At 74.1% G+C, this 12993-nt stretch carries 12 protein-coding genes; 5 read left to right on the top strand and 7 right to left on the bottom strand.

Annotated elements, in window-relative coordinates; translation table 11 throughout:
- Nucleotides 1-83: 83 nt before the first annotated feature.
- Nucleotides 84-998: a LysR substrate-binding domain-containing protein gene (locus ACFY8W_RS01105; protein ID WP_391098589.1), complete on the top strand. Its 915-nt coding sequence runs from the start codon at nt 84-86 to the stop codon at nt 996-998.
- Nucleotides 999-1002: 4 nt separating this feature from the next.
- The gene (locus tag ACFY8W_RS01100) at nt 1003-1896 is read left to right on the top strand and encodes an EamA family transporter (RefSeq protein ID WP_391098588.1); all 894 of its coding nucleotides are present in this window, start codon (nt 1003-1005) and stop codon (nt 1894-1896) included.
- A 60-nt stretch (nt 1897-1956) separates the two neighbouring features.
- Here ACFY8W_RS01100 and ACFY8W_RS01095 read toward each other — a convergent pair whose 3' ends face one another.
- The 7 genes from ACFY8W_RS01095 to ACFY8W_RS01065 all read right to left on the bottom strand — a co-directional run bounded on the left by ACFY8W_RS01095 (nt 1957) and on the right by ACFY8W_RS01065 (nt 8951).
- Nucleotides 1957-3117: an oxygenase MpaB family protein gene (locus tag ACFY8W_RS01095; RefSeq protein WP_391098586.1), complete on the bottom strand. Its 1161-nt coding sequence runs from the start codon at nt 3115-3117 to the stop codon at nt 1957-1959.
- 18 nt (nt 3118-3135) lie between these two features.
- Nucleotides 3136-4179, bottom strand: a complete 1044-nt coding sequence (locus ACFY8W_RS01090) for a polyprenyl synthetase family protein (RefSeq protein WP_391098583.1) — start codon at nt 4177-4179, stop codon at nt 3136-3138.
- Nucleotides 4172-4459 (bottom strand): polyprenyl synthetase, encoded by a 288-nt coding sequence (locus tag ACFY8W_RS01085; RefSeq protein ID WP_391098580.1) that lies wholly within the window; start codon nt 4457-4459, stop codon nt 4172-4174. The genes ACFY8W_RS01090 and ACFY8W_RS01085 overlap by 8 nt, the downstream gene beginning before the upstream one ends.
- An 89-nt stretch (nt 4460-4548) precedes the next feature.
- Entirely contained in the window at nt 4549-5847 is a 1299-nt protein-coding gene (locus tag ACFY8W_RS01080) for an amidohydrolase (RefSeq protein WP_391098578.1), read from the bottom strand.
- A gap of 99 nt (nt 5848-5946) precedes the next feature.
- Nucleotides 5947-7599 carry an acyl-CoA dehydrogenase family protein gene (locus ACFY8W_RS01075; RefSeq protein ID WP_391098576.1) on the bottom strand — a complete coding sequence of 551 codons (1653 nt, stop codon included), beginning with the start codon at nt 7597-7599 and terminating at the stop codon, nt 5947-5949.
- Nucleotides 7583-8200, bottom strand: a complete 618-nt coding sequence (locus ACFY8W_RS01070) for a TetR family transcriptional regulator (protein WP_391098573.1) — start codon at nt 8198-8200, stop codon at nt 7583-7585. Before ACFY8W_RS01070 ends, ACFY8W_RS01075 begins: the two co-directional genes overlap by 17 nt.
- A 163-nt stretch (nt 8201-8363) precedes the next feature.
- Nucleotides 8364-8951 (bottom strand): TMEM165/GDT1 family protein, encoded by a 588-nt coding sequence (locus tag ACFY8W_RS01065; RefSeq protein ID WP_391098570.1) that lies wholly within the window; start codon nt 8949-8951, stop codon nt 8364-8366.
- Nucleotides 8952-9512: 561 nt separating this feature from the next.
- Between ACFY8W_RS01065 and ACFY8W_RS01060 the strand changes: the two genes are divergently transcribed.
- Genes ACFY8W_RS01060 through ACFY8W_RS01050 form a run of 3 tightly spaced genes read left to right on the top strand, consistent with a single transcriptional unit; the run spans nt 9513 to nt 12993 of the window.
- Nucleotides 9513-10070, top strand: coding sequence for a WHG domain-containing protein (locus ACFY8W_RS01060; protein ID WP_391101639.1), 558 nt, complete (start codon nt 9513-9515; stop codon nt 10068-10070).
- On the top strand, nt 10067-11800 hold the full coding sequence (locus ACFY8W_RS01055) for an MFS transporter (protein ID WP_391098568.1): 1734 nt from the start codon (nt 10067-10069) through the stop codon (nt 11798-11800). The genes ACFY8W_RS01060 and ACFY8W_RS01055 overlap by 4 nt, the downstream gene beginning before the upstream one ends.
- 47 nt (nt 11801-11847) lie before the next feature.
- A complete protein-coding gene (locus ACFY8W_RS01050; protein ID WP_391098565.1) occupies nt 11848-12993 on the top strand; it encodes a SpoIIE family protein phosphatase in 1146 nt (381 codons plus the stop codon).

Here is a 12993-nt window from a genome sequence, read left to right as displayed (position 1 = left end):
AGGCTCCCGCCCGCCGCCGGACCCCATCAAGGTGCTTCAATGCAAGCGGCGTTTAGGAGAACTCAACGATCGGAGGCGCCCGGGTGCTGGAGCGGCACGAACTCGAAGCGTTCCTGACGCTCGGCGACGAGCTGCACTTCGGCCGCACCGCCGAGCTCCTCGGCGTCTCCACCGGCCGCATCAGCCAGACCGTCAAGAAGCTGGAGCGCCGCGTCGGCACGCCGCTGTTCGCCCGCACCAGCCGCAGCGTCGCCCTCACCCCCGTCGGCCGCCGCCTCCACGACGAACTGCGCCCCGCCCACGCCCGGATCCTCGCCGCACTCGAAAGCGCCACCGCCGCCGGCCGCGGCATGCTCGGCACCCTCCGGGTCGGCTTCGGCTCCCCCTGGGGCGGCGAACTCCTCGCCGCCGCCGTCGACGCCTTCCTCACCCGCCATCCCGGCTGCGAGATCACCCTCCGCGAGGTCCCCGCCGACGCCGGCACCCGTCCCGTCGAGGACGGCGAGATCGACCTCCAGTACGCGGCCCTCCCCGTGGACGTCCCCGGCCTCACCGTCGGTCCGGTCCTCACCCGCGAGGACCGGGTGCTGCTCGTCCCGGCCGGCCATCCGCTGGCCTCCCGCGCCTCCGTGAGCGTGGAGGACCTCGCGGGGCTCACCCTGGTCACCACCGGACGCTCCCGCTCCCGCTCCTGGCGCGAGGCCCACTACCCGACCCGCACCCCCTCCGGCGCGGCCGTCGCCCACGGCCCGGCCGCCGTCACCTGGGAGGAGCTGCTCTCCCTCGTCGGAGCCGGACGCGGCGTCTCCCCGGGCGCCGCCTGCGGCGCCCGTTACCACCCGCGCCCCGGCATCGCCTACGTGCCCTTCCACGACGCACCGCCTCTGGAGTACGGACTGGTCTGGGCTACCGCCGCCGAGACCGCCCTCGTCAGGGCGTTCGCCGAGACGGCGGCGCGTGTCCCGGCCGGGCCCGCGGAGGCGCCACGGCTACGGTGAGGCGGTGCAGCGCGCCGAAGACCGGCTGACGCTCGCCGCGTTCGTCGCCGCCGCGGTGCTCGCGGGCGGCAACGCGGTCGGCGTCCGCTTCAGCAACCGAGAACTCGACCCCCTCTGGGGCGCCGCCCTCCGCTTCGGCGCCGCCTCCCTCGTCCTGCTCGCCCTCATGGCCGTGCGCCGGATGCCCTTCCCGCGCGGGCGGGCCCTGGCAGGTGCCGTCCTCTTCGGCGTCCTCAACTTCGGTGTCACGTTCGCCCTCGCGTACTACGCGCTCGTCCGCGTCCACGCCGGATTCGGCCAGACGATCCTCTCCCTGACCCCGCTCGCCACCCTTCTGCTCGCCGTCGCCCAGGGCCTCGAACGCTTCCGGCTCGCGGCCGCCGTCGGCACCGTCCTCGCCACGGCGGGCGTGGCGGTCATCTCCCGCACACCGCTCAGCGAGTCGGTGCCCGTGCTGTCCTTCCTGGCGATCCTCGGCTCCATGCTCTCCTTCGCCCAGGCGACGGTCCTCGTCCGACGGCTCCCGAGGGTCCACCCCGTCACCATGAACGCCGTCGGCATGACCGCCGCGTCCGTCCTCCTCTTCGCCGGCTCCGCCGCGGTGGGGGACACCTGGCGCCTTCCCGACCGGGCCGCCACCTGGTGGGCCCTGGCCTACATGGTGATCGCCGGCTCCGTCCTCACCTTCGTGCTCTTCCTGTTCGTCCTGCAGCGCTGGGATGCGTCCCGCGCCGCGTACATCTTCGTCGTCGTCCCCGTCGTCACCATCCTCGTGTCGGCCTGGCTCGACGACGAACCCCTCACCGCCTCCCTGCTCCTGGGCACCCCCCTGATCCTGGCGGGCGTGTACATCGGCGCCCTCCGGCACCGGCCCCGGCAGGCCCGGGACGAGACCTAGGCCCCTGTCGTCGGACTCCCGCCCGCCCTCCGGGCGACGACGGGAGTTCGACGACAGGACCTAGGGCGCCAGGACCGCGGGCGGCGGGCTCCACCGGCGCTTGGGCGACACCGTGGAGGACACGCCGTAGTCCTTCTTGAGGTGCTCCGGGATCGCGTAGTGCATGACCCGGCCGCGGGTGAGGGAGGACAGCTCGAACACCGTGGTGAGATGGCCGAGCCGGTCCAGGAGCCAGGCGCCGAGCGGCGAACGGTCCTCGACGGTCTCCAGGACGCCGAGCAGGTGCGGCACCGCCTTGACGACCGTGTCCCACGGGGTACGGGCGACCTGCAGCCAGTCCGCGCAGGTGTCGCCCACCAGATGGCGGATCAGCGCGGACACGATCGGGTCGAAGAAGGTGCCCGGCACGACCTCCTCGTACAGCTCGACGAGCTGCCGGGTGAGCAGCGCTCCCTCCTCGGACGGACCCATGTGCCGGATCATGTACAGGTCGAGGAACCGGCGCGCCTCGTCGAGGTTCTCCGGCACCGCCTCCTGGTCCACGCCGAGCATCGCGCCGACCACCCGCCACGCGTAGAAGTAGGCCTCCGCACCCTCCACGGACATGTGGATGCCCAGCCGGTGCAGGCTGTCCAGGACCAGCATCGAGAAGAACATCTGCCCGCCGATCATGTCCTCCTGACAGATCGGCACGCCCAGCGCGGCGTCCCAGCGGTCCTCACGCTTCAGGTGGTGACGGATGGAGGCGTGCAGCAGCCGCACCTTCTGCGCGGCCGGCACGAACCGCCCGCCCGCCTCGAAGGCGTCCGGCCGCATCAGGTACAGCGTGAACTGACCCGTCTCCGCCATGCGCTTGGCCGGGTACTTCAGGCCGTGCGTCGTCGCGAGCAGCTTGGCCACGTGCGGCACGAGATAGCAGGCGGGCATGGAGGCGAAGGACAGCGCCGTGGTGATGTGCACGTCGTTGTCCGCGAAGAACAGCCGGGCCTTCTCCATCTCGCCCCAGTCGACCCAGCTCGGCGGGGCCGCGGTGACCGCCAGGTACTCCCGGGCGACGTCGGGCAGTCCGTCCGGCAGCGGCGCGCCGGACGTGGAGACGTAACGCATCAGGGTGTTGAACGTGCCGACCTCCCCGCGTTCGAAGAGGGTGGCGACGGTGGCGTCGGCGAGTTCGTCGCCGGCCTGGCGCAGGGCGTCCATCGACGCCTCCGTGGGGATCATGCGGGCTCCTTACAGGGGTCAGGAAAGGCGGGCCGAAGCGGAGTGGGCCAGGGAGGCGAGCGCGGCGACGGCCGCGGGCGGGGCGTCGAGACCGTCGAGCGCGTCCAGCGCCTCCTCGACCCGGGCGGCGATCATGTGTTCCACGCGTTCCGGGGTCCGCAGGCTCCGCATCAGCACGCGCACCTCCTCGGGATCGGTCCCGTCCCGGCCCAGAAGGGCGCCCAGCCGCTCGCGCTGGGCGGTGTCCGCGACCCGCCAGGTCTCCGCGAGGAGCGCGGTCGGCCGCTGCCCGCGCAGGTCGTCGCCGGTGTCCTTGCCCGTGCGCGCGGGGTCGCCGAACAGGCCGAGCAGGTCGTCCCGCAGCTGGAAGGCCTCGCCGAGCGGCAGGCCGTACGCGGAGTAGCCCGCGCCGAGCCGCGGCGCGGCCCCGGCCAGTGTGCCGCCGATCAGCAGCGGCTGTTCCACGGTGTACTTGGCGGTCTTGTAGCGGATCACCTTGAGCGAGGCCGCCGTGTCCGGCGCCGCGCCCGTACGCAGGATCTCCAGGCACTCGCCCGCGACCAGCTCCCGCGCGAGCGCCGCCCACAGCGGGCGCGCCCGGGCGAGGTAGGCCGCGGGCAGTCCGCTGGTCACGAACAACTGCCCGGCGAGCGACATCAGCAGGTCCCCGACGAGCATCGCGAGGGACCGGGCCGCTGCGCCGGACCGCGGGTGGTGCGGCACGGCGGCGCGCAGCGCCCGGTGCGCGGTGGGCCGCCCGTGCCGCAGCGCACTGTCGTCGATCAGGTCGTCGTGCACCACCGCGGCCGCGTGCACCAGCTCCATGGACGCCGCCGCGCGCAGCAGGGCGTCGCTGTCCGGCTGCCCGCCGCCCCGCCAGCCCCAGTAACAGAACGCCGCCCGCAGCCGTTTGCCGCGCGCGACTGCCGTCTCCAGCTGCTCGGCCACCGGCCCGAGCGCCGGGTCGACGTCCACGAGCCGGTCGGCCTCCTCTGCCACGAAGCCGTGCAGCACCCTGTCGATCCGGGCCCTGAACGCGCCGGGGTCCCACGCCTCAGCCATCGGCTCGGAACCGTGTGGCGAGGACGTGCCGGGCGAGCAGCTCCAGATGGGCCGGCGGGACCGTCGCGTGGCGGTCCAGGGCGAGCCGCCCGCGTGCGACCAGGTCCCGCTCCGCCTCCTCGACCAGCTGCACGGTGTCCGAGCGCCGTAACAGCCCCCGTACCGTCCCCAGTGCCGAACCCAGCGTGCTCACCGCCAGGTCGGCGAGTCCCGCCACCAGCAGCACCGCCTGGTCGTCCCGTCCTCGGTGCTCGTTCGTCTGCCCGTTCTCCGACGTCATGGCCCTCAGCGTGATCACGTACGACAGGAGGCACGGGGAAAACTCACGAACGAGTGAAGCGGGGGCGGGCGGGGCCCGGCGCTTTTCGGTCAGTCCGTCGCCAGGGCGCCCGTCAGGTGGTCGTACGCCACGTGCGCGTGCAGCCGCACACCGGTCACGAGGGTGCCGTCGTCCGCGTAGAAGTGCGGGTTGTGGTTGGTGACCAGGCCCCGGCCGCCGGGCACCGGGACCGGCCGCCCGTCCTCGTCGAGGACGGCGTCCTGGACGCCGAGCATCACGTAGAGACCCCCGAAGCGGTTCACGAACTCCGACACGTCGTCGTACCCGAGCGTCGCGCCGGTCTCGACGACCCGGTCCGCGCCGACCACCCGCCGCAGCGTCGGCAGCCCCGCCTCCACCCACGCCGCGGTGTTGTGCACCGGCGGCACCGGCTGGAGGAAGTCCACGGCGGCCGTGGCGTTGTAGGCCGCCGCCGTGTGCTCGACGAGCGTCGCCAGCCGCCGCTGCACGTCCGCCATGCCGGACTCGGCCGCGCAGCGGATCGTGCCCCACAGCGTCACGGTCTGGCCGATGATGTTGAACCGGCCGACGTCCTCGACGTGCCCGATGGTGACGGTGACCGGATCGAAGGCGGAGACCTGACGGTAGATCTGACCGATGCCGGTGAGCACGGCGCCGGCCGCCGGCATCGGGTCGACGCCCTGCCAGGGCGTGGAGCCGTGCACCTGCCTGCCCGTGACGACGACGCGGACCAACGTGGAGGCCGCGTACTGGTTGCCGGTCCGGTAGCCGACGTAGCCCTTCGGGTACGGCGTAACGTGCATGCCGAACACCATGCTCGGCACCGGATCGGCGAAGGCGCCCGCCTCCACCATGGCCCGCGCCCCGCCGTCCTCGGTGACCGGCGGGCCCTCCTCGGCCGGCTGGAACACGAACAGGACGGTGCCGGGCAGCTGTTCGCGCGCGCCGGCGAGGACGGTCGACGCGCCCATCAGCATCGCGGTGTGGCAGTCGTGCCCGCACGCGTGGGAGACGGGGAACGGTCCGCCCGGGTAGTCGGCGTCCACCGTCTCCGACGCGAAGTCCGCCCCGCACAGGTCCCTGACCGGGAGCGCGTCGATGTCCGCCCGCAGGGCGACCGCACGCGGTCCCGGTCGTCCGCCCCTGAGCACGCCCACCACTCCGTGCCCCGCGATGCCGGTGCGGACCTCGTCGAGACCGAGGGAGCGCAGATGCTCCGCGACGAACGCCGCCGTCCGCTCCTCCCGGTTGGACAGCTCGGGGTGCCGGTGCAGGTGCCGCCGCCAGCCGATCACCTGCGGCGCGACCTTCTCCGCGCCCCGCTCCAGAGCCGCCCGGACCTCCTCGTGCGTGGCTTCCGCGCTCACCTGGGCCTCCGTCTCGGTCTCGCCGCGGGCGATGGACGTCGGGCACCAGACTCGCACGACGAGGTGGCCCCCGCCGGGCGAACGGCCGGACCGCCGTGACTACGCCCCGGTGGTGAGCGGCGCGCCGCGCTCGATGATCGACGCCGTGTCCACGCCGGGCGGCAGCGTGCCGAAGGCGATGCCCCAGTCGCCGTCCAGGCGGGAGGCGCAGAAGGCGTCGGCGACCGCCGGGTGGCCGTGGCGGACGAGCAGGGAACCCTGGAGGACCAGCGCGAGGTGCTCGACCAGCCGGCGGGCCCGGTACTGGAGGGCCGCCGGGTCGCCGAGGTCGGCGAGCTCCTTGCGCAGCCGGGCCACGGCGGCGTCCAGGCGGCGGTCGGCGCCGGCCGCGCGGTCGACCTCGGCGAAGAAGGCCTCCACGGCGGCGGGCTGCTTCGCCATCGCGCGCAGCACGTCGAGCGCCGCCACGTTGCCCGAGCCCTCCCAGATGGACGGCAGTGGCGACTCCCGGTAGAGCCGGGGCAGCCCCGAGTCCTCGACGTAGCCGTTGCCGCCCAGGCACTCCAGGGCCTCGGCCGCGTGCGCGGGAGCCCGCTTGCACACCCAGTACTTGGTGACGGCGAGGCCCAGGCGGCGAAGCTGCTCCTCCTCCGGGTCACCGGCCGCCGCGCGGTCCACCGCGCCCGCCAGGCGCATCGCGGCGATCGTCGCCGCCTCCGCCTCGACGGCCAGGTCGGCGAGGACGTTGGTCATCAGCGGCTGGTCGACGAGCCGCGCGCCGAAGGCGCGGCGGTGGGTCGCGTGGTGCACCGCCTGCACCAGGCCGAGCCGCATCCCGGACGCCGAGCTGATCGCACAGTCCAGGCGGGTCATGTTCACCATGCGGATGATGGTGGCGACGCCCCGGCCCTCCTCACCGACGAGCCGGCCGAGGGCACCCTCGTACTCGATCTCGCTCGAGGCGTTCGACTTGTTGCCCAGCTTGTCCTTCAGGCGCTGGAGGCGGACGGCGTTGCGCGAGCCGTCGGGCAGCACGCGCGGCACCAGGAAGCAGGACAGCCCTCCGGGCGCCTGCGCGAGGGTCAGGAAGACGTCCGACATCGGCGCCGAGGTGAACCACTTGTGCCCGGTCAGCGCGTACGTGCCGGGCTCGCCCGTGGGCACCGCGCGGGTCGTGTTGGCCCGGACGTCCGAACCGCCCTGCTTCTCGGTCATCGACATCCCGGCGATGATGCCGCGCTTCTCCGTCGGGACCCGCAGCCCGAAGTCGTAGTCGGGAGAGGTCAGCAGCGGCTCGTAGACGGCGGCCAGCTCCGGCTCGGCACGCAGCGCGGGCACGGCGGCGTACGTCATCGAGACCGGGCACAGGTGGCCCGCGTCGGCTTGCCCCCACACGAACACCTTCGCGGCACGCGCCACATGGGCGCCCGGCCGCGCGTCGGCCCACGGCGCCGCGTGCAGGCCGTGCCGCACGGCGACGGTCATCAGCTGGTGCCAGTACGGGTGGAACTCGACCTCGTCGATCCGGTGGCCGTACCGGTCGTGGGTGTGCAGCACGGGGGAGTGGCGCTCGGCGAGCCGCCCCCACTCCTGCGCCTCGGCGTCACCGGCCCGCACCCCCAGCTCGCGGACGTCGCCCTCCGCCCAGCCGGCGCCCTCACGGCGCAGCGCCTCGAGGAGCGCCGGGTCGGCCGAGACGTCGTAGCCGGTGAGCGGCGGAACCTGGTTGGTGACCTCATGCGTGGTCGGCATCGGGAACTCCCAGAGCTCGCAGGGTGAAGGTGACCAGTGCGGGGACGGTGCCGGGCGCGGGGGACCCGTCCGTCAGCGGGCCGATAAGCGCCTCCGCGCCCGCGCCGACGAGCGCGGAGGCGGTCAGGACGGCGTCCTGGGGCGGCAGTTCGCCGTCCCGTACGCCGGCCGCGATCCGCTCGGCGAAGACGTCGCGGAACGCGCGGCGGAAGACGAGCCGTTCGGCGTCGACGGCCGGGTCGACCGGCTCGGCGAGCAGCGCGTAGGCGAGGCGCGGCGCCTTGAGGGCGCGGCCGGCGAAGGTCTCGATGACCGCCACGACCCGGTCGGCGGCCGTCCGGTGCGAGCCGAGCGCGGCGGCCTCGGAGACGGCGGCGACCTCGCGCTGGACGACCGTCCGGAACAGCTCGACGGAGAGCTCGGCCTTGCTGGGGAAGTGGCGGTAGACGCTTCCGGTGGCGATTCCCGCCCGCGCGGCGACGGCGGCGACGGTGCAGCCGGCGTAGCCGTGCTCGGCCAGCAGGCCGAGGCCCGCCTCGACGACGGCGGTGCGCTGTGCGTCGAGGCGGGCCTGGACCGCGGGCGTGCGTCGGTAGGGCATGGAAGGAGTGAAGCAGTGATTCACTCCTTCAGCAAGAGATGGCGCCCCGCTCCCGGGGCCCGCTCACCCCTCGCTCGGTCTCCCTCGGCCTCCGCCCGGTCGCTCTCGGGAGGAACCGGCCGCCGCCCGTGTGGATCACGACGGGCGGCGGCCCGGCCGTGCGTCAGCCGGTGAAGATCTCGGCGAGCGACCACACGGCGAGCGCGGCCATGCAGACGCCGCCGATCCGCTGCACCGTCTTCAGTGGGACCTTCTTCGCGATGAAGCGGCCCGCGACCAGCGCGAGTGCCGAGACGGTCATCAGGGCGGCGGCGGAGCCGACGGCGGTCGACCAGGTGCCGTTGGTGGCGGCCAGGTTGGCCGTGGTGATCTGGGTGAGGTCGCCCCACTCGCTGATGAACACGGCCATGAAGGCGGTGGAGTAGACGGGCCAGAAGCCGGTCACGGTCCTGCCGCCGGCGTCCGCCTCGCTCTCGTCGTCCCCGCCGCCGCGCAGCAGCATGAAGGCGCCGAAGCCGAACATCAGGGCCGAGACGAGCTTGACGGTCCAGCCGGGCAGCAGGCCGAGCAGGCTGCCGGCGCCGACCGCGATGGCCACGTGCACGACGAAGGCCGTCGCGGTGCCGAACCACACGTACAGCGGACGCATGCGCGTGCCCATGGCCAGCGACGCGAACATCGTCTTGTCGGGAAGCTCGGCGAGGAAGATCAGCCCGAAGGCGGTGACGATCGCCAAGGGGTCGAGATGCATAACCGGGGAGGCTCTCTGCTCGGACCGGGCCCGGGACCGACACGGCGCCTCGGTGGGCGACGGGAGGACCACTCGGCCCGGCATGACGGACCACGCCCACGGAACGCGGACGTGGCGGTACTGCCTGGCCGAAGGTCTCGCCCGTCCGCGCTCCGCGCGGACCCGGTCACCGGGAACCCGAGGGCTCCAGTGTGTCGACGACCGGTTCGCAGGGCTACTCCCCTTCGCTGCCGTCCAGTGTAACGGACGGCTCGGGCGATAGCAGTAGACGGTGTCTACGAAGCAGGTGGCAAGAGGTAGACAGTGTCTACGAAGATCGGATAGACAGGATCCATGCCGCCAGAACCCCGCTCCGACGAACCCCGCTCCGAAGGACTCCGAGAACCCCGCTCGGAGGAAATCCGCTCCGAAGGACCCGGAAACCGCGAGCTCCTCGCCGAGGGATCCGGTGCCGGCGAGCCGCGGGACGGGACCACCGGCCCCGGCGAGTCCAGCGCCGACGGACCCCAGGACACACCCGCGCTCCGCTCCGAAGAGACCGGCCGTCCACCTGAGGAAGGCCTGCGGGACCGGCTCGTCCGCACCGGCGTCGAGCTCGTCGACGCCGAAGGTGTCCAGGCCCTCTCGCTCCGCGAGATCGCCCGCCGCGCCGGCGTGTCCCACGGCGCGCCCCGCCGGTACTTCCCGACCCACCTCGACCTGCTCTCCGCCATCGCCCACGAGGGCTTCCACGAGCTCGGGGCGCGGGTGGCCAAGGTCAGCGAGGACGCGCCCCGCGCCCGGATCGAGGCCCTGGCCCGGGTCTACCTCGACTTCGCGCAGAGCCGTGGGGGGATGTACGAGCTGATGTTCCGTCACGACCTCCTGGAGAGCGGCCGGCTCGGTCTGCGCGACACGAGCCTCCCGCTCTTCGGCCACCTCGCCGAGCTGGTCGCCCGGGCCCGTCCCGGCACCGCCGAGCCCGCCGTCGCCGCCGGCGTCCTCTGGGCCAACCTCCACGGCATCGCCCAGCTGCGCCGCTGGGGCAGCCTCCGGCTCGCGACCGGCGTGGACGACGTGACGCCGCTCCTCGCCACCGCACTCGACGCCCACATCGGAACCGCGGAGGACCGCCGGTGACCAGCCGCCTCCGCCGCAGGCTGGCCCTCACGTGCAGCGTCGTCGGCGCCTCCGTCGTCGCCCTCGACGGCACGGTGCTGAGCATCGCCCAGCCCGTGCTCCAGCGGGACCTCGGCGCGGACACCGGCCAGGTGCAGTGGACCAGCACGGGATACCTGGTGGCGGTCGCGAGCCTGCTGGTCTTCGCCGGACGGCTCGGCGACCGCTACGGCCACCGGCGGATCTTCGCCCTCGGCTGCCTCGGATTCGCGCTCGCGTCCGCCGGGATCGCCGTCGCGCCCGACATCGGCTGGGTCGTCGCCCTGCGCGTGGTCCAGGGCGTGACCGGCGCGCTGCTCCAGCCCGCCACCCTGGGGATGCTGCGCGGCGCCTATCCGCCGGAGCGGCTCGGCATGCCCGTCGCCGTGCGCACGAGCGCCATCGGGCTCGCCGCCGCGGCGGGCCCGCTGGCCGGCGGCGCGCTGGTCGACGCGTACGGCTGGCGCGCGGTGTTCCTCATCGGCGTCGTGCCGACCCTGGCCGTCGCCCTGCTCTGCCTCGCCGTGCCCGAGCCGGGCCCGACGGCGGCCCGGACGACGGCGACGCGGGCGGAGGGGCGGATGGCGCGAGGGCGAGCGGTGGAGGTGCGCGGAGGCGCACGTCCGGCGCGCGAGGGAGCCGGGCGCGTCCCGTCCGCACGCTCCGCGTTCCGCGCGCTCGACCTGCCCGGTGCCGCTCTGCTCGCCCTCGCGCTCGCCGCCCTCGTCCAGGGACTCGCTCACGGGCCGGCCGCCGGAACCGTGCCCGCCCTCGCCGTCGCCGCGGTCGCCGCCACCGCCTTCGTACGGCACGAGCGGCGCGCGCCGCAGCCCCTGCTGCCACCGGAGATGCTGCGGCCCGGGCCGGTCGCCGCAGGTCTCGGCGCCTTGCTCGCCGTCTCCGCGGCCCTCTCCGGCACGGTGTTCACGGCCACGTACCTCTTCCAGGACACCCTCGGGCTCGGCCCGCTGCCGACCGCGCTGCGGATGGTGCCGCTCGCGCTCCTGATGATCGTCGGCGCACCCCTCAGCGCCCTCCTCGCCAAACGGGTCGGGGCGCGGGCCACCGCCACCGGCGGAGCAGTGCTGCTGGCCGCAGGCGTGCTGCTGCTCGCCCGGCCGGAGGTCACCGGCTCCGGGTTCGCGACGGGCTCCGCGGCCGCTCTGATCGGCGCCGGATTCGGGACCGTGATGGTCACGGCGACCTCCGTCGTGGTACACCGCGCCCCCGAGGAGCACGCGGGTGTCGCCGGCGGCCTCCAGCAGACCGCGATGAACACGGGCCCCGTCCTCGGCGTGGCCCTCGCCAGCCTGCTCCTCGCCACCGGTGCCGCCCTGCCCGCCCTCGCCGCCGCCGCGGCGCTCGCGGTCCCGGCCGCCCTGGCCCTGCCCGGCGCGGACCGGAACGGCGAGGCCCGGAAGGACGCGGACCGGAAGGATGCGGACCGGAAGGATGCGGACCGGAAGGACGCGGGCCGAAAGGACGCGGGCCGAAAGGGCGCGGACCGGGAGGGCGGGGGCCGGGAGTGCTCGGTTGGGGGAGGCGGAGACCGGGAAGACGGAGACCGGCAGGACGGGGGCGGGAGGACTCCGACCGGAACGGGTCGGACCGAGGCGGCCTGGACCGAGGCGGCCTGGACCGAGGCGACCCCGGCCGGAGCGGCGTGCCCCGGGTCAGGAGATCCCGGGCCGGGAGGCCGGACACGCCCGTGAGGCCGTAACGCCCGGGTCCGCCCCGGCCCCGACCGTACGATCCTGAAATGCCCTCTGGTGGTCACCGACTTCCCGCCACGACGGGAACGCGCACCCAGTTCAACCTCGGTCTCGCACTGCCCCTGCTGGCCCTCGCCCTCGTGGTCCTCGCCGACCTCATCACCTCCCAGGGCCAGCACTTCGACCGTCTCCTCGTCATCGGACCCGCACTCGCCGCCATCACCTGGGGCGTGCGCGGGACCCTCGTCATCGGTGTGGTCGCCATGGTGCTGAGGCTGGTCCTCGGCTTCGCGCAGGGCGACAGCGCGACGGACATCATCGGTGCCGAACTGGTCCTCGGCGCCGTCATCGCCGCCGCCGTCTGGGTGAGCCGGGTCCGCACCCGTTACGAGCGCGACCTGAGCGAGGTGACCGCCGTCGCCGAGGTCGTCCAGCGAGTGCTGCTGCGCCCGCTGGCCCCCCGGCTCGGCCGGGTGGAGCTGCACCTGCTGTACGTCTCCGCCGCCGCCAAGGCCCGGATCGGCGGCGACTTCTACGAGGCGGTACGCGTCCCCGGCGCCGTCCGCGTCATGCTGGGCGACGTCCAGGGCAAAGGCCTCGGCGCGGTCGAGACCGCCTCCGTGCTGCTCGGTTCCTACCGGGCCTCCGTGACCGAGGCGCGCGACCTCGCCGGCCTCGCCGACCGGCTCGAAGAGGGACTGCAGCAGTACGGGGCCTGGGACCCCGACTCCGACGCCGCCGAACGCTTCGCCACCGTCCTGCTGCTCGAACTGCCCGACGACGAGGACGTCGTGCGCCTCCTCAGCTGCGGACATCCGGCCCCGCTGCTCCAGCACGGAGACCTGGTGCGGCCGGTCACCTTCGCCGACCCGTCCCTGCCGGTCAACCTGGCCGGCCTGTACGCCTCCCGGCACCACGTCGAGGAGGTGCCGTTCGGTCCGGGCGACCGGCTGCTGCTCTTCACCGACGGCGTGAGCGAGACCCGCGACCGGGCCGGCGAGTTCTATCCGCTCCAGGAACGCCTGGCCGCCTGGACCCGGGAGCCCGGCGACCGGGTCCTGACCATGCTGCACCGCGACCTCACCGTCTACGGCGCCGCGGGGCTCGACGACGACGTGGCCGCGCTGCTCGTCGTACGACCTCGGGAACCGGCCGCGGCGCCCGAGCCCGCCGTTCCCGGAGCCGTACGGTAA

It is taken from the genome of Streptomyces sp. NPDC012637, assembly GCF_042954805.1.
In the GTDB taxonomy this organism is placed as follows: Bacteria; Actinomycetota; Actinomycetes; order Streptomycetales; family Streptomycetaceae; genus Streptomyces.
This window is presented reverse-complemented; position numbering and strand designations above follow the sequence as displayed.

Coding starts and splice junctions, on each gene's coding strand:
- ACFY8W_RS01095 (WP_391098586.1), bottom strand. CDS start 3,117: ATGATCCCCACGGAGGCGTCGATGGACGCCCTGCGCCAGGCCGGCGAC.
- ACFY8W_RS01090 (WP_391098583.1), bottom strand. CDS start 4,179: ATGGCTGAGGCGTGGGACCCCGGCGCGTTCAGGGCCCGGATCGACAGG.
- ACFY8W_RS01085 (WP_391098580.1), bottom strand. CDS start 4,459: ATGACGTCGGAGAACGGGCAGACGAACGAGCACCGAGGACGGGACGAC.
- ACFY8W_RS01075 (WP_391098576.1), bottom strand. CDS start 7,599: ATGCCGACCACGCATGAGGTCACCAACCAGGTTCCGCCGCTCACCGGC.
- ACFY8W_RS01070 (WP_391098573.1), bottom strand. CDS start 8,200: ATGCCCTACCGACGCACGCCCGCGGTCCAGGCCCGCCTCGACGCACAG.
- ACFY8W_RS01065 (WP_391098570.1), bottom strand. CDS start 8,951: ATGCATCTCGACCCCTTGGCGATCGTCACCGCCTTCGGGCTGATCTTC.
- ACFY8W_RS01050 (WP_391098565.1), top strand. CDS start 11,848: ATGCCCTCTGGTGGTCACCGACTTCCCGCCACGACGGGAACGCGCACC.